The 17676-nt window shown below is 70.6% G+C and carries 14 protein-coding genes and 1 pseudogene; 11 read left to right on the top strand and 4 right to left on the bottom strand.

All coding sequences use genetic code 11. The features are described 5' to 3' along the window. Positions 1-32 precede the first annotated feature (32 nt). A complete protein-coding gene (locus SSP24_RS05320) occupies positions 33-1019 on the top strand; it encodes an NAD(P)H-dependent flavin oxidoreductase (RefSeq protein ID WP_141307597.1) in 987 nt (328 codons plus the stop codon). Between the two features lie 82 nt (positions 1020-1101). Here the strand turns inward: SSP24_RS05320 and SSP24_RS05315 are convergent, their stop codons facing one another. Genes SSP24_RS05315 through SSP24_RS05300 form a run of 4 tightly spaced genes read right to left on the bottom strand, consistent with a single transcriptional unit; the run spans position 1102 to position 3858 of the window. After that, positions 1102-2136, bottom strand: a complete 1035-nt coding sequence (locus SSP24_RS05315; protein ID WP_229864766.1) for a WD40 repeat domain-containing protein — start codon at positions 2134-2136, stop codon at positions 1102-1104. Then, positions 2133-3158 carry a CobW family GTP-binding protein gene (locus SSP24_RS05310; protein ID WP_141307596.1) on the bottom strand — a complete coding sequence of 342 codons (1026 nt, stop codon included), beginning with the start codon at positions 3156-3158 and terminating at the stop codon, positions 2133-2135. The genes SSP24_RS05315 and SSP24_RS05310 overlap by 4 nt, the downstream gene beginning before the upstream one ends. A 5-nt stretch (positions 3159-3163) precedes the next feature. Beyond that, positions 3164-3445, bottom strand: coding sequence for a hypothetical protein (locus SSP24_RS05305; RefSeq protein ID WP_141307595.1), 282 nt, complete (start codon positions 3443-3445; stop codon positions 3164-3166). A gap of 14 nt (positions 3446-3459) precedes the next feature. Then, positions 3460-3858 (bottom strand): Fur family transcriptional regulator, encoded by a 399-nt coding sequence (locus SSP24_RS05300; RefSeq protein WP_141307759.1) that lies wholly within the window; start codon positions 3856-3858, stop codon positions 3460-3462. A 539-nt stretch (positions 3859-4397) separates the two neighbouring features. On the opposite strand from SSP24_RS05300, the pseudogene SSP24_RS05295 reads away from it, so the two are divergent. The 10 genes and pseudogenes from SSP24_RS05295 to lpdA all read left to right on the top strand — a co-directional run. Further along, positions 4398-4931 (top strand): annotated as a pseudogene (locus SSP24_RS05295) (transposase); the annotation flags it as partial. Positions 4932-5563: 632 nt separating this feature from the next. After that, entirely contained in the window at positions 5564-7390 is a 1827-nt protein-coding gene (locus SSP24_RS05285; protein WP_141307594.1) for a gamma-glutamyltransferase family protein, read from the top strand. Between the two features lie 115 nt (positions 7391-7505). Continuing rightward, entirely contained in the window at positions 7506-8351 is an 846-nt protein-coding gene (locus SSP24_RS05280; RefSeq protein ID WP_141307593.1) for an inositol monophosphatase family protein, read from the top strand. Positions 8352-8459: 108 nt separating this feature from the next. Further along, positions 8460-9869, top strand: a complete 1410-nt coding sequence (locus SSP24_RS05275) for a phytoene desaturase family protein (protein ID WP_141307592.1) — start codon at positions 8460-8462, stop codon at positions 9867-9869. Next, the gene (locus tag SSP24_RS05270; protein ID WP_141307591.1) at positions 9866-10378 is read left to right on the top strand and encodes an O-acetyl-ADP-ribose deacetylase; all 513 of its coding nucleotides are present in this window, start codon (positions 9866-9868) and stop codon (positions 10376-10378) included. Before SSP24_RS05275 ends, SSP24_RS05270 begins: the two co-directional genes overlap by 4 nt. Positions 10379-10585: 207 nt before the next feature. Continuing rightward, entirely contained in the window at positions 10586-14476 is a 3891-nt protein-coding gene (locus SSP24_RS05265) for a glycoside hydrolase family 2 TIM barrel-domain containing protein (RefSeq protein ID WP_141307590.1), read from the top strand. Positions 14477-14594: 118 nt separating this feature from the next. Then, on the top strand, positions 14595-15236 hold the full coding sequence (locus tag SSP24_RS05260) for a phosphoribosyltransferase (protein WP_141307589.1): 642 nt from the start codon (positions 14595-14597) through the stop codon (positions 15234-15236). A 22-nt stretch (positions 15237-15258) separates the two neighbouring features. Next, positions 15259-15684: a CBS domain-containing protein gene (locus SSP24_RS05255; RefSeq protein ID WP_141307588.1), complete on the top strand. Its 426-nt coding sequence runs from the start codon at positions 15259-15261 to the stop codon at positions 15682-15684. A 48-nt stretch (positions 15685-15732) separates the two neighbouring features. Continuing rightward, positions 15733-16053: a DUF6343 family protein gene (locus tag SSP24_RS05250; RefSeq protein ID WP_141307587.1), complete on the top strand. Its 321-nt coding sequence runs from the start codon at positions 15733-15735 to the stop codon at positions 16051-16053. A 101-nt stretch (positions 16054-16154) separates the two neighbouring features. After that, entirely contained in the window at positions 16155-17567 is a 1413-nt protein-coding gene (gene lpdA, locus SSP24_RS05245) for a dihydrolipoyl dehydrogenase (RefSeq protein WP_141307586.1), read from the top strand. Positions 17568-17676 lie beyond the last annotated feature (109 nt).

Genomic DNA, 17676 nt, shown 5'->3' with positions numbered 1-17676 from the left:
GTTCCATTCGCCAAATCCGCTAGCGTCTGCCCATGTTGCACACGAGATTCACCGAGATGTTCGGGCTCACCTGTCCGGTGATGGCGGCCCCCATGGGCTTGCACAGCGGCGGGACGCTCGCCGCCGCGGTTTCCGCTGCCGGCGGGCTCGGCTCCTTCGGGGGGACGCATCCCTGGAAAGGACCTGACTGGATCCGTGCGGAGATCGCGACCATCCGCGCCACGACGGACCGGCCGTTCGGAGTCGGCTTCATCACGCCGTTCCTCTCCTTCACCGAGCCGCTGTTCGAGGCCACGCTGGAGGAGCGTCCAGAGGTCGTCGCACTGTCGTTCGCCGACCCCCAGCCGTGGCTCACTCGGGCCAAGGACGCGGGAGCCCGGGTGATGTGTCAGATCCAGACCTACGAGGACGCGGAGACGGCTGTTGCCGCGGGTGCCGATGTCCTCGTGGCGCAGGGCACCGAGGCCGGTGGCCATACCGGGACGATGGGCCTGCTGCCGTTTCTGGCCGGGGTCGTGAGGCGGCACCCCGATGTTCCGGTGCTGGCCGCAGGGGGCATTGCCGACGGCCGAACGCTCGCGGCCGTCCTCACTGCCGGTGCGGACGGTGCCTGGCTTGGTACGGCGTTTCTTGCCACGCCCGAGGCGGTCGAGGTGCACGACATCCACAAGCGTCTGATCGTCGAGAGCGATGGCAGCGACACCGTGTGGACGCGGGCCTACGACATCGTCTCCGGGCTGCCCTGGCCGGCGACAATCGGCGCACGGGTCCGCCGCAATCGGTTCACCGACGAGTGGTCGGAGCGTGAGGCAGTGCTGCTGGACCGCAAAGAGGAATTCGCACCTCCAGAAGACGTCAACCCCTTCGAGGCCCCACCCGACCCCGACACGGGCATGATCCTCTACGGTCAGTCAGCGTCCCTCGTCGATGCCGTTCGCCCCGCCGCGGATGTGGTCCGCGCGGTCAGTGACGAAGCCGAAGCGATCTTGGACTCGCGACCTCGCTCGCTGCTGAGCTGACGCTTGCGCGGGTTGCCGCAGCAGCAGCCTCGGCACACGACCAGCGTGCACGGGCGGTTCGCCGCACGGATCACTGCCCGGTTCACAGTGCGGTCCGTGAGGGCAGACCGTATGCCCGGACGCGGCCGTCGCGGTGGGCGGTGATCAGCAGGTGAGGTCCGGCCCAGGCCAGCGCGGCGACCGCGGAGTCGACGTCGTCCAGTGTGCGCACCGGGCGCAGCCGGTTGGCCGGCTGTCCGCCGGTGGCGTGCCACAGGGCGACCGTGCCGTCGTGGCCGCCGCTGGCCAGGTGTCCGGCGGCGCCGGGCCGCCAGGCCAGCGCGGTGATCGTCTCGTGGCAGCGCAGCTGGCGTGGCGCGGTGCCGGCGGGGCCCTTGCCGGAGAAGTCCCAGACCGTCAGGTCGGGGGCGCCGTCGGCGGCGAGCCAGAAGCCCGTGTCGTTGAAGGCGAGGCGGGAGACCTTCTCCGGGTAGCCGGACATGGTCAGTTCGCTGCCGTCCCGGGTCCGCCAGATGTGGATGGAGGCGTCCTGGTTGCCGCTGCAGATCCACTTCTCGGTCGGGGCGACGGCGAGGGCGAGGTGCGAGCCGATGTAGGGATAGGTGACCACGGGCTGCGCGGTATGCCTCTCGTGGCCGCGCACGGCCCCGTACGCGGCCACGGCCAGCCGGCGCCCCCGGCGCAGCCAGGCGAGGTCGGTGACGGTGGACGCGGCGGGCTCCGTACGCCACAACTCCTCGCCGTCCGCGTCGAATACGAGCGCTGTGCGTCCGGAGGCGATGGCCACCCGTTCGTCGTTCGCCCAGGCGGCGGAGGAGGACCAGGCGCCGGATTCGCGCACGATCACACGCCCGTCCGCGCGCCGCCACAGTGCGTACCCCATCGGTCCGGTGACCGCCAAGTGACTGGCTGAAGGGGAGAGTTGGGCCTTCAGGGCGCCGCTGGGAAGGTCGAGTGCGCCCATCTCGGCGCCCATGGCGGCATCGAGGACCCGTACCGTGCCCTCGGCTCCGGCGACGGCCACGAGGTCGCCGCGGGCGCTGAGGGCGACGGGCGCGTCGTCGATGGTGATCTCCCAGGCGACGGAGAGGGCCTGGTCGGGGGTGGTGATGCTCACGCGGCGGCTCCCGCCGTGGCCAGGCAGTCGGCGAAGCCTCGCTCGAGCTCGTCGCGGTCGAGGTTGCGGCCGATGAAGACGAGCCGATTGCGACGGGGTTCGTCGGTTCGCCACTGGGCTCCTTCCTCGCCCATCAGCAGCATGTGAACGCCCTGGAAGACGTACTGCCTGCCCGAACCCGCGATGGCGAGGATGCCCTTGGAGCGGAAGATGTCGGCGCCCTTGGTGCGCAGCAGGTTGCCCAGCCAGGCGTTGAGACGGGAGTCGTCGACCTCGCCGTCGAGTTCGATGCCGACGGAGGTGACGGTGGTGTCGTGCTGGTGCTCGGTTTCGGTGAGGAAGGACGGGTCGTCCTTCAGGACGCGGTCCAGGTCGAAGGCGCCGACGTCGAGGATCTGCCTGAGGTCGACTTCGGCGTTGCGGGCGCGCAGGATCTGCACGGGTGCGTTGATGGCCTTCACGCGCGCCTCGACCTCGGCGATGGTCTCCTCGTCGGCGAGGTCGGTCTTGTTGAGCACGATCCGGTCGGCGAAGGCGATCTGCTCGACGGCCTCGTTCTCCACGCCTTCCGGCTTGACCTCGTCCAGGTGCTGGAGCACGTGGGCGGCGTCGACGAGGGTGATGATGGCGTCCAGGCGCAGCTGGGCGGCGATCTCGTCGTCCATGAAGAAGGTCTGGGCGACGGGCGCGGGGTCGGCCAGGCCGGTGGTCTCGATGAGGATGTGGTCGAACTTCTCCCGACGGCGCATCAGGGCGCCGAGGATGCGGATGAGATCTCCTCGGACGGTGCAGCAGATGCAGCCGTTGTTCATCTCGAAGATCTCTTCCTCGGCGTCCAGCACGAGGGCGTCGTCGATGCCGATCTCGCCGAACTCGTTCTCGATGACGGCGATCCGCATCCCGTGGTGCTCGGTGAGGATCCGGTTGAGGAGAGTGGTCTTGCCCGAGCCGAGGAAGCCGGTCAGTACGGTGACGGGCACGCGCCCGTCGCGCGGCGCGTCCGTCGTGGTCGCTTCGGTCATCAGGGTCAGGCTCCTTCGGGTGCGGTGGCGAGCAGGACGGCCTTGAGGTCGTCCTCGGTGATCTCGTCGGTGGGTCGGTGCATGGTCCAGCGGCGGGCCTTGCCGTTCATCGGCAGGACGGCGACGACGGTCTCCAGGGGTGGGCAGTCAGGTTCGGTGCAGGCGAGCTGGCGGATCATGACGGCGGTGTCGTCGTCGAGGTCCAGCAGGGTGCGTACCTTCTCCTTCAGCTCGCGTAGGTGCGGGCTCGGTGCGGCGGGGTTTCCTGGTCCGAATCCCAGGGGCATGGCGGCAGTTCTCCTCACTCGGTGGTGGGTTGGCAGCCGACGCAGACGCCGGTGAGTTCGACGGTGTGTTCCACCGCGGTGAATCCGGAGTCGGCGGCGATGCGTCCGGCCCACTCCTCGACGACCTCGGAGTCCACCGGCCGGCTGCTGCCACAGGCGCGGCAGATCAGGTAGTGCCGGTGTTCATCGGTGGGCCGCCACCGGTAAAGCCGTTCACCGGCACTGGCCTGGACGACGTCGATCGCGTCTGCGGCCTCCAGGTCACGCAGTCCTCGGTAGACGGTGGTCAGGCCGATCCGTGTGCCGTCGGCGGTCATGCGCGCGTACAGGTCCTGAGCGGAGATGAAGTCGTGACAGTTCGCGAGAGCTTCCACAAGGGCCGAGCGTTGCCGGGTGGGCCGCTGTTGGGTCATCGGGTCGCTCACACCGACGTTCACCCCCTAATGACATACCGAGGCAGTTAATGAAAATGAAATCCATCACCACATGAACGATAGCTCATGTATGGCTGGGTGTGCGAGTCACGGTGGGGGCCTCCCGCCGATCAGGGGAGGTCTCTTGAATGAGGGCTGAGTTCCACGACGGCGGCGACCTGACGCAGGTCGTTGCTGCCCGAGTGAGCCGCGCCCGCACGGTCACGCTCAGCACGCGGGCACGCGCGAGGTCGGCCAGGTGTCATCGGTGTCGGAGCCTTCGGCGAACGCCGGGATTCGGCACCGATGACGGCCAGGCCGGGCTGAGGCGAGACTGCAGCCGGGCCGTCGGCGGCGGAGGGCCTGCTACCGGCCGAGCGGGGCCTGCGTCGGCAGTATGCGAACGCCGGCATGGCGGTCGGCGAGCTGTTGGCGCAGGTGCCGGTTCTCCGTCACGGCTTCGTGCAGGGCTCCGACGAGGGCTTCGTTGTCTTCTCGGAGCCGGCGAAGTTCCTCGGCGTCCGTTGCGCGGAGTTCGGCGGCGGACCGGCGTCAAGCGGCTCGGGGACTGGCTGGCACGACGTGGGGTCCGCAGTGCGGCCGATGTAGCCGCCGGCGCGGTCGAGGCCGCCCAGTCCCAGGTGACTGCTTTGCCGGGCGAAAAGCGAGCCGCCAAGCTCGTGTGCGACCTTGCTCATCAGCTCCTCGCGCTCGACGAGTGGATCAAAGACACGGACCGGGAGATCCGCGAGGTCTTCCGCCTCGACGAGCGCGCCGAAGTCATCGAATCCCTGCCGGGTATGGGCGGCATCCTCGGGGCCGAGTTCCTCGCCATCGTCGGAGACCTGTCCGGCTACGCAGACGCCGGCCGCCTGGCCGCCCACGCGGGACTGGCTCCTGTGTCGCGCGACTCCGGCCGCCGGACCGGTAACCACCACCGGCCCAAGCGCTACCACCGCCGCCTGCGGCACATCTTCTACATGGCGGCCCAAACCGCCATGATGCGCCCAGGACCCTCCCGGGACTACTACCTCAAGAAGCGCGCCGAAGGACTGATCCACACCCAGGCACTGCCACCATCATTGAGACTCACTCGACCAGGGCGTGGGGCAGGTCGAGTGCGGCAAAATGCGGAACCAACGCGGCTCCTGTGCCTGTGGATTGAGACTTCGAACACCTCCCTCAACGGCACGGGAGCCTTGTGCGTTGCGGACTCCGGCCCCGTCACCCGATCAGTGGCCAGGCTGAAAGACCTCAGTAGCTCGAAAGGCACGTGACGAAATCAGCCAAAGGCGTGGAAAAACACGCGTCGTAGACATGCCGCTTTCCGTGGCTGACGAGCTGGTCAGGCATACCAGGACGTACGCGTGCAGCCGATCTGGAAGCCTGCGCTGGCCAAGGCCGGCGTCATTCCGCCGCGCGCCAAGGGGGCCAAACCCCGGCAGTGGCAAGCGGCACCGAAGGACGGGTTCCACGTGCTGAAGCACACGTACATGGTTGGGGCATTCGTCGCCGACCATCAGCCTCGACCACTAAGCCCACTTCATGCCTGAGGCAGGGAAGAAGGGGCGCAGGGCGATCGGTAGCCTGCTGGGGGAGCGCGCGGGTGAGAGCTCTGGCCCAAACTCCCCAGATTCTCCCCAGGAACCATCCTGAGCGTCGATCGGTCCGGCCGATGCACGGAAACAGCGAGGTGAGAGGCCCTATGTTCACCACCCGCCCCACCCTTCAGGGCACCTTCGGCATGGTGTCGTCCACCCACTGGCTCGCCTCGCAGTCCGCGATGGCCGTGCTTGAGGACGGCGGCAACGCCTATGACGCGGCCGTGGCCGGGGCGTTCGTGCTGCATGTCGTCGAGCCACACCTCAACGGGCCCGCCGGAGAGGTGCCGATCCTGATCGCACCCGCCGACGGTGAGGTGCGGGTGCTGTGCGGGCAGGGCGTCGCGCCCGCCGGGGCGAGCGTCGCCCACTACCGGGGGCTCGGCCTCGATCTCGTGCCCGGTACCGGGCCGCTCGCCGCCGCCGTCCCGGGCGCCTTCGACGCCTGGATGCTGCTGCTGCGCGACCACGGGACAAAGCCGCTCGCCGACGTCCTGAAGTACGCCATCGGGTACGCGGAGCACGGACACGCGCCCGTGGAACGCGTCGGCGAGACCGTCGAGACCGTGCGCGAGCTGTTCGAGAAGGAGTGGACCTCGTCGGCGGAGATGTACCTGCCGGGCGGCAGGGCCCCGCGCCCCGGCGAGCTGCTGCGCAACCCGGCGCTCGCCGCCACCTGGAAGCGGCTGCTCGCCGAGGTCGCCGGGGCGGGGGACCGGCAGGCGCAGATCGAGGCGGCCCGGGAGGTGTGGCGCACCGGATTCATCGCCGAGGCGCTGGTACGGCAGGCCGGGCGGCCCACGCTGGACACCAGCGGCGAGCGCCACACCGGCACGCTCACGGCCGACGACCTCGCCGGCTGGTCCGCGACCTACGAGGCGCCGGCGACGTACGACTGGAACGGCTGGACCGTGTGCAAGGCCGGCCCCTGGAGCCAGGGCCCGGTGCTGCTCCAGCAGCTCGCCCTGCTGCCGCCCGAGCTGCCGGCGTACGGCTCCGCGGACTACGTCCATCTGCTGATCGAGGGCTGCAAGCTCGCCATGGCCGACCGGGAGGCCTGGTACGGGGACGCGGCCGATGTGCCGTTCGCCGAGCTGCTGTCGGCGCAGTACAACGCGGCCCGGCGCGAGCTGGTCGGTGAGAAGGCCTCCTTCGAGCTGCGGCCGGGCAGCCCGGGCGGGCGTACGCCGCGACTGTGCGCCCACGCGCGCGTGGTGGCCACCGAGGACCCGGGCTTCAACCCGATGGGGGTGGGGGAGCCGACCGTCGCCAAGAGCCCGAACTCCCCGGTGCCCGGCGAACCCGACGTCTCCGGCGACGGCGCCACCCGCGGCGACACCTGCCACCTCGACGTCGTCGACCGCTGGGGCAACATGATCGCGGCCACCCCCAGCGGAGGCTGGCTCCAGTCCAACCCCGTCGTACCCGAGCTGGGCTTCCCGCTCGGCACCCGGCTGCAGATGACCTGGCTGGAGGAGGGCCTGCCGAACTCGCTCACGCCGGGCCGCCGGCCGCGGACCACGCTCACCCCCTCGATCGCGCTGCGTGACGGCGTGCCCGTGATGGCGTTCGGCACGCCCGGCGGGGACCAGCAGGACCAGTGGCAGCTGCACTTCTTCCTGGCGGTCGCCCTGCGCTCCCCGGTTCGCGGCGGACTCGACCTGCAGGGCGCGATCGACGCCCCGAACTGGCACAACGACAGCTTCCCCGGCTCCTTCTACCCGCGGGGGATGCGCCCGGGGAGCGTGACGGTCGAGGGGCGGATGGCCCTGGACGTCGTCGAGGGGCTGCGGCGCCGCGGTCATGACGTCACGGTGGGTGACGACTGGTCGGAGGGGCGGCTGTGCGCGGTGGCGCGGGACCCGGAGACGGGCGTGCTGTCGGCGGCGGCGAATCCGCGCGGGATGCAGGGGTACGCGGTCGGCCGGTGACCCCGCGTAGTCGGGTAGCCGCGCGCGGAGGCGGGTGGCCGTGAGTTCATCCCGATTCCACCCGGAGTGCACCGCCCCGGCGGGCATTGTCAGTGCCGCGTGCTCTCATGGAGGCATGATCGAAGAGATGGAAACCACCGACGAGTTTCTCGCACGTCACTCGGCCGACGTGGAAGAAGCGGTGCGCAAGGCGGCCGCGGCCGAGATCATGCCGCGTTTCCGGCAGCTGGCCGAGCACGAGGTCGACCAGAAGAGCGGGCCCCACGACCTGGTGACGGACGCCGACCGGCTGGCCGAGCGGCACCTCACCGAGGCGCTCGGCGCGCTGCTGCCCGGCTCCGTGGTGGTCGGCGAGGAGGCGGTGCACGCCAACCCCGCGTCGTACGAGGCGATACGCGGCGACGCCCCGGTCTGGATCATCGACCCCGTCGACGGCACCCGGCAGTTCGTGCACGGCGACGACGGCTTCTGCACGCTGGTCGCGCTCGCCCGCCACGGCATCGTGCTGGCCTCGTGGACCTACGCCGCCGCCCGCGACCAGCTGGCCACGGCCGTCCGTGGCCAGGGTGCCTTCCTGGACGGCGAGCGGCTGTTCGCCGGCCCGCCCACGCCGGGCCGTGACCTGCGCGTCGCCACCTCCCACCCGGACTACACGACCGACGCGGAGAAGCGCGCGCTGCTCGGCCTGTGGACGGACGGCGTCGCCCCGCGCGAGTGCGGTTCTGCCGGTCTGGAGTATCTCGCCGTCGCCCGGGGCGAGTCGGACGCCACGGCGTTCTCCTGGGAGGCCGCCTGGGACCACGCGGCGGGCCTGCTGCTCGTCGAGGAGGCGGGCGGCGCACACCTGACCCGCACGGGCGAGCCGTTCCGCATCACCGGCGGCAACACCCTGCCCTTCACCGCGGCCCGCGACGCGGCCACGGCCCGGCGGGTGGCGGGACTGCTGGCCTCGGCGGTCTGAGCCCCGGTTCGTCCGTCGCAGGCACCCGTCGCGGAGGAGTGTCAGTACCCCGGCATATCCTGATCCTGAGTGGCCATCGGCTGACGAAGGAGTCCGAAGGTGCCGTCGATGCTCGATGCGGTCGTGGTGGGTGCGGGGCCGAACGGACTGACCGCCGCAGTGGAGCTGGCCCGCCGCGGCTTCTCCGTGGCGGTGTTCGAGGCGCGGGACGCGATCGGCGGCGGCGCCCGCACCGAGGAGCTCACGCTTCCCGGTTTCCGCCACGACCCGTGCTCCGCGGCCCACCCCCTCGGCATCAACTCCCCGGCGTTCCGGGCCCTGCCCCTGGACCGTTACGGCCTGGAGTGGCTGCACGCCGAGCTGCCCATGGCGCACCCCTTCCCGGACGGCACCGCCGCGATCCTGTCCCGCTCGGTCGGCGAAACCGCCGCCTCCCTCGGCCCGCGTGACGCCGGGACGTATCGCAGACTGGTCGAGCCTTTCCTGCACCATTGGGACACGCTGGCCCGCGACTTCATGTCCCTGCCGCTCACCGCGCTGCCCCGCGACCCGGTGACCCTCGCCCGCTTCGGCCTGGTCGGCCTGCCCCCGTCCACCTGGCTGACCCGCCGCTTCCGCGACGAACCCGCAAAGACCCTCTTCGCCGGTCTCGTCGCCCATGTGATGGCCCCGCTTACCGGCTTCGCCACCGGCGCGATCGGCCTGGTCTTCGCCCTCGCCGCGCACGCCCGGGGCTGGCCCGTCGCCCGTGGCGGCTCCCAGTCCATCTCGGACGCGCTCGCCGCCTACCTGAAGGACCTCGACGGCGCGATCCACACCGACTACGAGGTCAAGCGCCTCGACGACCTGCCGCCCGCGCGCGCATACGTCTTCGACACCTCACCCACCGCCCTGGCCCGCATCGCGGGCTTCGGCCGCTACTACGAGGGGTACCGGTACGGACCGGGCGTCTTCAAGGTCGACTACGCGCTGGACGGCCCGGTGCCGTGGACCGCCGAGGAGCCGCGCAAGGCCGGGACCGTGCAGATCGGCGCCAGCAGCGCGGAGATCGGCACCGCGCTGCGCGAGGCGTCCCGCCTGGGCCGGGCGCCCGACCGGCCGTTCCTCATCACCGTGCAGCCCAGCGTCGTCGACCCCACCCGGGCGCCCGACGGCAAGCAGGTCTTCTGGGTGTACGGCCATGTCCCCAGCGGCTGGACCGGAGACCTCACCGACACCATCGAACGCCAACTGGAGCGCTTCGCCCCGGGATTCCGCGACCGCGTCCTCGCCCGCGCGACCGCCGGACCGCCCGAACTCGCCGCCCGCAACGCCAACTACGTCGGCGGCGACATCGCCTCCGGCGCGGTCAGCGGACTCCAGACGGTGCTGCGCCCCAAGCTGTCCCTGTTCCCGTACAGCACCCCGCACCCGGCGGTGTACATCTGCTCCTCGGCCACCCCGCCGGGCCCGGGCGTGCACGGCATGTCGGGGCACAACGCGGCGAAGGCCGTGTGGAGGAGGCTGAGGCAGACATGACCCCCACCATCACGCTCGTCCGGGGCGACATCACCGAGCAGAGCGCCGACGCGATCGTCAACGCGGCCAACTCCTCGCTGCTGGGCGGCGGGGGAGTGGACGGCGCCATCCACCGGCGCGGCGGCCCCGCGATCCTGGAGGACTGCCGCAAGCTGCGCGCCGCGCAGTACGGCAACGGGCTGCCGACCGGGCAGGCGGTCGCCACCACGGCGGGCGAACTGGACGCACGCTGGGTGATCCACACGGTCGGCCCGGTCTACTCCCAGCAGGAGGACCGCTCCGCGCAGTTGGCCTCCTGCTACCGGGAATCCCTGCGCGTCGCCGACGAGTTGGGCGCTCGGACCATCGCGTTCCCGGCCGTTTCCGCGGGCATCTACGGCTGGCCCATGGACGACGCCGCACGGATCGCGGTCGAGACGGTACGGGCCACACGGACATCGGTCGAGGAGGTCAAGTTCGTCCTCTTCGACCAGCGGGCGTACGAGGCGTTCGCGGCGCAGGTGGGCTGACCCGACACCCCCGACGCCCATCAGGAACCAACAAACTCCGACGGGGCAATTGCTTGGGTTGTGTTCGAAGTCCTAGGGTGATCCGGGCGCAGCAGCCGACACCGTCCCCATGAGCCGCCTCGCACCACGACGGCAACGGCTGCCCTGTCACCGTGAGGTGACCCGCCCTCAGTTCGTGCAGCGCACGTCCCGAGGAAGGACACGGTCATGCCGCACCCGTACCCCTCTCCCGCCGACCGGCCCGTCGTCAGCCGCCGCCGACTCCTTCAGACCAGCGCCGCCGTCCTCGGCGGGCTCGCCCTGTCCTCGTCGCCCCTCGCCGCGTACGCCGCCCCGCGCGGCGCGACGGCGGACGGAACGCCGGAGTGGAACGGCGCCATCGACCTGTTCCGGCTGGGCACCGAGCCCCCGCACACCACGCTCATGCCGTACGCGGACGTACGGCAGGCCCTGACCGCCGACCGCACCCGCTCCCCGTACCGGCTGAACCTCGACGGCACCTGGAAGTTCGCCTACGTCGACCGCCCCGCCGACCGGGACACCGACTTCTACCGCACCGACGTCGACGACCGGTCCTGGGACACCATCCCGGTCCCCTCCGTCTGGCAGCTGCACGGCTACGACTTCCCGATCTACGTCAACATCACCTACCCGTGGTGGGGCCCCAACGGCCTGGGCGAGGAGCCGCAGCCGCCGGCCGCCCCGACCCGTTACAACCCCGTCGGCCAGTACCGGCGTACCTTCACGGTCCCGCGCAACTGGTCGGGACGGCGGACGTTCCTGCACTTCGAGGGCGTCAAGTCGGCCCACTACGTGTGGATCAACGGGGAGTTGGTCGGCTACCACGAGGACTCGTACACCCCCGCCGAGTACGACATCACCTCGTACCTCAAGCCGGGCACCAACCAGATCGCCGTCGAGGTGTACCGCTACTCGGACGGGGACTGGCTGGAGGACCAGGACATGATCCGGCTGAGCGGGATCTTCCGCTCGGTCTACCTGTACTCCACACCGGTCGTCCATCTGCGCGACTTCAAGCTGGACACCCCGCTGAGCGAGGACTACACGGCCGCCGAGCTGGCGGTGACCGCGAGTGTGCGGGCGTACGCCGACGGCGGCGCCGGGCGGTACACGGTGGAGACCCAGCTGTACGACGAGCGCGGGCACCCCGTCTGGTCGCGGCCGTTGGAACAGGCCGTCGACGTCACGGGGGTCGGCGAGGACGCCACCGTGCAGGCCACCAGAGCCGTACCCGCGCCCCGGCTCTGGTCGGCCGAGCACCCGAACCTCTACACCGCCGTCCTGCGGCTGCGCGACCCGCGCGGAAAGGTGATCGAGACGCTGTCGCACCGGGTCGGCTTGCGCGAGTTCGCGCTGAAGGACGGGCTGATGCGCATCAACGGCAAGCCCGTCTCCTTCCGGGGCACCAACCGGCACGAGATGCACCCCGAGCGCGGCACCGCGCTCACCCGCGCGGACATGGTCGAGGACATCGAGATCATCAAGCGGATGAACATCAACACCGTCCGCACCTCGCACTACCCCAACAACCCGCTGTGGTACGAACTCGCCGACGAGTACGGCCTGTACCTGGTGGACGAGGCCAACGTCGAGACCCACGGCATACGCGGCGAGTACCCGGGCAACCACGCCGACTGGAGCAGAGCGTGCGTGGCCCGCGCGCAGAACATGGTCCACCGGGACAAGAACCACGCCTCCGTGGTCATCTGGTCGCTCGGCAACGAGGCGGGCGGCGGCAGCACCTTCGTCGCCATGCACGACTGGATACGCTCCTACGACCCGACCCGCGTCATCCAGTACGAGGGTGACGACCGGCCCGGGGTCAGCGACATCCGCTCGGAGATGTACGAGAGCCCCGCGCGCGTCGAGGCCCGCGCCAAGGACGCCGCGGACACCCGGCCGTACGTGATGATCGAGTACTCGCACGCGATGGGGAACTCGAACGGCAACTTCCGGAAGTACTGGGACATCATCCGCCGTCACGACGTCCTCCAGGGCGGCTGGATCTGGGACTTCGTCGACCAGTCGCTCAACTGGCCCACCCCGACACGGAAGATGCTGACGGAGAGCGGACCAGGGAAGCTGAACGGCGAGATCCTCGCGCCCGGCGGCACCTTCGACCGCGCCAAGGGCGTCTCCGGCGGAACCGTCTTCGCCCGCGATCCCGCCCTCGACCTCACCGGCTCCCTGACGCTGGAGGCCTGGGTGACCCCGCACGTCACCGGGTACCACCAGCCCATCCTCGCCAAGGGCGACACCCAGTACGCGCTGAAACAGACCAACAACAGCCTGGAGTTCTTCATCCACGGCGGCGGCCAGTGGATCACCGCCAGTTGGGCCCTGCCAGCCGAGGGCTGGACCCGCACCGAGCATCACGTCGCAGGTGTTTTCGACGCCGATGCCGGCACGCTGACCCTCTACGTCGACGGCGTCGTCCGCGCCACCCGGACCACCACACGCCGGCCCGGCAGCAACACCGCGCCCCTCGCGCTCGCCACCGACGTCGACAACTGGACCCGGGAGTTCAGCGGCACGATACGCCGGGCGCGCGTGTACGCCCGTGCGCTGAGCGCCGGTGAGCTGGCCTCCGACAGCCGGGGTCCCGGCGACGACGGAGTACGGTTCTGGTTCGACGCGGCCACGGTCGGGTTCGACGAGAAGAAGCCGCGTGAGAAAACGTTCCTCGCGTACGGCGGCGACTGGGGCGACAACCCCAACGACGGGAACTTCGTGGCGGACGGCATCGTGACCGCCGACCGCGGCCTCACCGGCAAGGCGACCGAGGTCAAGCAGGTCTACCAGGCGATCAACGTCACGCCGGGCACCGGCTGGGGAGCGGTCACCCTCACCAACGAGAACCTGTTCACCAACCTCCGCGAATACGACGGCACCTGGACCCTGCTGGCCGACGGCAAGGCCGTACAGCGCGGCAGGCTCACCCGCGGCCAGCTCGACGTACCGCCGCTGTCGAGCAAGGACATCACCCTCCCCGTACGGCGGCCCGGCAACCCGACGCCGGGCGCGGAGTACTTCCTCCAGCTGTCCTTCACCACCAAGGAACCCACCAAGTGGGCGAAGGCGGGCTTCGAGGTCGCCCGGCAGCAGCTGCCCGTCGACGTCGGCAGCCCGGCCGTGACACCGGTGCCGCTGGCGCGCGTCCCGGCGCTGACGTACGACGACGCCGAGGCGTCCGTCACCGTCAAGGGAAGGGGCTTCTCCGTCACCGTCGACAAGAACAGCGGGGTCATCACCTCGTACGAGGCCGTGGGCACCCGCCTGATCACCTCGGGCCCGGCGCCGAACTTCTGGCGGGCGCCCACCGACAACGACAAGGGCAACGGCCAGCACACCCGCAACCAGACCTGGCGGGACGCCGGCGCCCTGCGCGAGGTGACCGGGGTGAGCGTGCGCGCCCTGCGGGACCGGGCGGTCGAGATCAAGGTCAGCGGCACCCTGCCCACGACGACCGAGTCGACGTACACCACCACCTACACGGTGTTCGGCAACGGTGAGATCAAGGTCGACCACACCCTGCACCCGGGCGCCGCGAACCTGCCGTACATCCCCGAGGTCGGCACCCTGCTGTTCCTGCCCGGGCGCCTGGACCGGCTGCACTACTACGGCCGTGGCCCCGAGGAGAACTACTGGGACCGCGACAGCGGCACCGACGTCGGCGTGTACTCGGCAGCCGTTGCCGATCTGTGGACGCCATACATCCGCCCGCAGGAGAACGGCAACCGGACCGACGTGCGCTGGGCCGCGCTGACCGGGCGCGACGGTGCCGGACTGCTGATCTGCGGTGAGCCGCTGGTGGAGGTCAACGCGTCCTACTTCACGCCGGAGGACCTGTCATCCGGCGTGCGGCACGACTACCAGCTCACCCCGCGCGACGCGGTCGTGCTGCGGGTGAACCACCGGCAGATGGGCGTGGGCGGCGACAACAGCTGGGGCGCGCACACCCACAACGAGTACAAGCTGTTCGCCGACCGCGACTACGCCTACACCTACCGGCTGCGCCCGCTGAGCGACGTACGGGACGCGATGGCGGCGGCGCGTCGGCCCACGGCCACCGAGTAGGGGCAACGCGACAGCGGCGCCCGGCACCCACGGACGATCTCGGGGTTCGGGCGCCGCACGCTGGAAACCCGTACCACCACAGGGCGAGAAGAAGGGCCCCGTGGCGGAAGGGGAGCACATGAGTTTCCGTGACCGCGCGCACGCCGGCCGGGAACTGGCCGAGCATCTGCGCATTCTGCAGGAGAAAGGGACACTCCCGGATCCCGTGGTCCTCGCCCTGCCCCGCGGCGGCGTCACGGTGGCCCGGGAGGTCGCGCGGGCCCTCGGCGCGCCGCTCGACGTGCTGGTGGTCCGCAAGATCGGAGCGCCGTTCCACGAAGAGTTTGGGGTCGGCGCGATCGCGGGCGACGAGCCGCCGTACTTCGACACCCGGGCCCTGGAGCAGCTGGGCCTGAGCGAGGCCGAGCTGGCCCCGATCGTGGCTCGGGAGCGGACCGAGCTGCACCGCAGGGAACAGCGGTACCGCCAGGACCGGCCCGCCGCCGAACTGAAGGGACGTACCGCCATCCTCGTCGACGACGGGCTGGCCACCGGGTCGACCGCGCGGGCAGCCGTGCGCGCGGTGCGGCACCGGGAGCCCGAACGAGTGGTCGTCGCGGCGCCGGTCGCCTCGCACGAGGCCGTCGAGCTGCTGCGCCACGAGGCCGACGACGTGGTGTGCCTGATGCGGCCGAGCCCGTTCCACGCGGTCGGCCTCTGGTACGAGGACTTCGAACAGCTGACGGACGAGGACGTGCTGGAAGCGCTGCACGGCAGCTGACCCAGCGGGCCAGGAGGTGTTCATGACCAGGTACATACGTGACGTGATGTCGTCGAGCACGGCGTCGATCGAACCCATGACCACGGTGGCCCGGGCCGCCCAGGTCATGCGGGACCGGGACATCGGCGACGTCCTGGTGGCGTACGACTGCGATCTGTTCGGCGTGCTCACCGACCGCGACATCACGGTCCGGGCGGTCGCCGAGGCCCGCGACCCGCTCGTCACACCGGTCGGCTCGCTGTGCACCCGTCCGCCCGTGGTGACCGTGGCGCCGGACGACACGACGGACCACGCCGTCGAGCTGATGCGGCAGCACGCGGTCCGCAGGCTGCCCGTCGTCGACCGCGGCGGCTGCCCGGTCGGCATGGTCAGCCTGGGGGACCTCGCCACCACGGAGGACCCGCACTCCGCGCTGGCGGACATCAGCCGGGCGGCCCCCAACCACTGACGGCCGCAGCACGGAAAGCTCGGAAAGCACGGATAAGGAGGCACCGCCATGGGCCGTGGCCAACCGGTGTCCCGCGCACGGTCCGGCATGATCGGCCGCCGGTTCCCCAGGACCGGCACCGAGCCGAGCACCGCCCGCAGCGCGCTGCGGCTGCGCATGCTGCTCACCGCCGTCTTCCTGCCGGTCTTCGTCGCGGCGACCGTGCTGTTCGCCGTCTGGGCCGCGAACTCCGCACCCGGTGACGCACCCGGCCCCGCGCCGCTGACCGGCCTCGCGGTCGCCTGCGGCGCGCTCGCCCTGGTCGCCGCCGTGGACGGGTGGGTCGTACGGCGCCGGATGCGGCGGGAGCGCGGCGGGCGCCGCGCCTGAGACCGGCGTCATAGAGATCAGTGTGGCGATGAGCGAAGCAGGGCGAAAGAATCCCTTACGCACGCGATCCCTTACCCACCACACCGAAAGGGACCTGACGCATGGACGAGCAGGACGAGCGCTTCGACGTCGTCGTTCTGGGAGCGGGCCCCGGCGGCTACGTCGCCGCCATCCGGGCCGCCCAGCTGGGCAAGCGCGTCGCCGTCGTGGAGGAGAAGTACTGGGGCGGCGTCTGCCTGAACGTCGGCTGCATCCCCACCAAGGCTCTGCTGCGCAACGCCGAGCTCGCGCACATCGTCACCCGCGAGGCCAAGACCTTCGGCATCAAGGCCGACGGACAGATCACCTTCGACTACGGCGAGGCGTTCCGGCGCAGCCGCAAGGTCGCCGACGGCCGGGTCAGGGGCGTCCACTACCTGATGAAGAAGAACAAGATCACGGAGTACGACGGCCGCGGCACGTTCCTCGACCCGCACACCCTCCAGGTCACCGACTACGAGGGCACCACCCGCACCATCGGCTTCGAGAACTGCATCATCGCCACCGGCGCCACGCCCAAGCTGCTGCCCGGCACCCGCCGCACCTCACGCGTGGTGACGTTCGAGGAGCAGATCCTCGCCGAGGAGCTGCCGCAGTCGATCATCATCGCGGGCGCCGGCGCGATCGGTGTCGAGTTCGCGTACATCCTGAACAACTACGGCGTGAAGGTCACCGTCGTCGAGTTCCTGGACCGCGCCGCCCCCCTTGAGGACGCCGAGGTCTCCGCCGAACTCGCCCGCCAGTACCGCAAGCTGGGCATCGACGTGCTCACCTCGACCCGCGTCGACGCCATCGACGAGTCCGGCCCGCAGGTCCGCGTTACGGTCACCGCCAAGGACGGCTCCCAGCAGATTCTGGAGGCCGACAAGGTGCTCCAGGCGATCGGGTTCGCGCCGAACGTCACCGGCTACGGCCTGGAGAACACCGGCGTGACCGTCACCGACCGCGGCGCGATCGACGTCGACGGCCGCTGCCGCACCTCCGTCCCGCACATCTACGCCATCGGCGACGTCACCGCGAAGCTGATGCTCGCGCACGCCGCCGAGGCCATGGGCGTGGTCGCCGCCGAGACCATCGCGGACGCCGAGACGATGGAGCTCGACTACGTGATGATCCCGCGCGCCACGTACTGCCAGCCGCAGATCGCCAGCTTCGGCTACACCGAGGAGCAGGCCCGCGACCTCGGCTACGACGTCAAGGTCGCCAAGTTCCCGTTCACCGCCAACGGCAAGGCGCACGGCCTCGGCGACACCACCGGTTTCGTGAAGCTGATCAGCGACGCGAAGTACGGCGAGCTGATCGGCGGCCACCTCATCGGCCCCGACGTCACCGAGCTGCTGCCCGAGCTGACCCTGGCCCAGAAGTGGGACCTCACCGTCCACGAGGTGGCCCGCAACGTCCACGGCCACCCGACCCTCGGCGAGGCGATCCAGGAGGCCGTGCACGGCCTGGCCGGCCACATGATCAACATGTGAGCACCCATCCCCGTGGCGGCCTTGTGCCTCCCCGGGTGTCACCCGACCGGAGTAACCGGAATGGCGGCACCCCCGGAGGCGCCCGGAGGCTGGAGTCACCCGAACGAAG

The sequence above is a fragment of the Streptomyces spinoverrucosus genome, assembly GCF_006539505.1.
Taxonomy (GTDB): domain Bacteria; phylum Actinomycetota; class Actinomycetes; order Streptomycetales; family Streptomycetaceae; genus Streptomyces; species Streptomyces spinoverrucosus.
The sequence above is the reverse complement of the archived record's forward strand: the minus strand, read 5'-3'. Positions and strand labels throughout refer to the sequence as shown.

What these genes read in the sequence shown, in the direction of transcription:
- SSP24_RS05320 (WP_141307597.1), top strand. Translation starts at nt 33, where the DNA reads ATGTTGCACACGAGATTCACCGAGATGTTCGGGCTCACCTGTCCGGTG.
- SSP24_RS05310 (WP_141307596.1), bottom strand. Translation starts at nt 3,158, where the DNA reads ATGACCGAAGCGACCACGACGGACGCGCCGCGCGACGGGCGCGTGCCC.
- SSP24_RS05305 (WP_141307595.1), bottom strand. Translation starts at nt 3,445, where the DNA reads ATGCCCCTGGGATTCGGACCAGGAAACCCCGCCGCACCGAGCCCGCAC.
- SSP24_RS05300 (WP_141307759.1), bottom strand. Translation starts at nt 3,858, where the DNA reads ATGACCCAACAGCGGCCCACCCGGCAACGCTCGGCCCTTGTGGAAGCT.
- SSP24_RS05285 (WP_141307594.1), top strand. Translation starts at nt 5,564, where the DNA reads ATGTTCACCACCCGCCCCACCCTTCAGGGCACCTTCGGCATGGTGTCG.
- SSP24_RS05280 (WP_141307593.1), top strand. Translation starts at nt 7,506, where the DNA reads ATGATCGAAGAGATGGAAACCACCGACGAGTTTCTCGCACGTCACTCG.
- SSP24_RS05275 (WP_141307592.1), top strand. Translation starts at nt 8,460, where the DNA reads ATGCTCGATGCGGTCGTGGTGGGTGCGGGGCCGAACGGACTGACCGCC.
- SSP24_RS05270 (WP_141307591.1), top strand. Translation starts at nt 9,866, where the DNA reads ATGACCCCCACCATCACGCTCGTCCGGGGCGACATCACCGAGCAGAGC.
- SSP24_RS05265 (WP_141307590.1), top strand. Translation starts at nt 10,586, where the DNA reads ATGCCGCACCCGTACCCCTCTCCCGCCGACCGGCCCGTCGTCAGCCGC.
- SSP24_RS05260 (WP_141307589.1), top strand. Translation starts at nt 14,595, where the DNA reads ATGAGTTTCCGTGACCGCGCGCACGCCGGCCGGGAACTGGCCGAGCAT.
- SSP24_RS05255 (WP_141307588.1), top strand. Translation starts at nt 15,259, where the DNA reads ATGACCAGGTACATACGTGACGTGATGTCGTCGAGCACGGCGTCGATC.
- SSP24_RS05250 (WP_141307587.1), top strand. Translation starts at nt 15,733, where the DNA reads ATGGGCCGTGGCCAACCGGTGTCCCGCGCACGGTCCGGCATGATCGGC.
- lpdA (WP_141307586.1), top strand. Translation starts at nt 16,155, where the DNA reads ATGGACGAGCAGGACGAGCGCTTCGACGTCGTCGTTCTGGGAGCGGGC.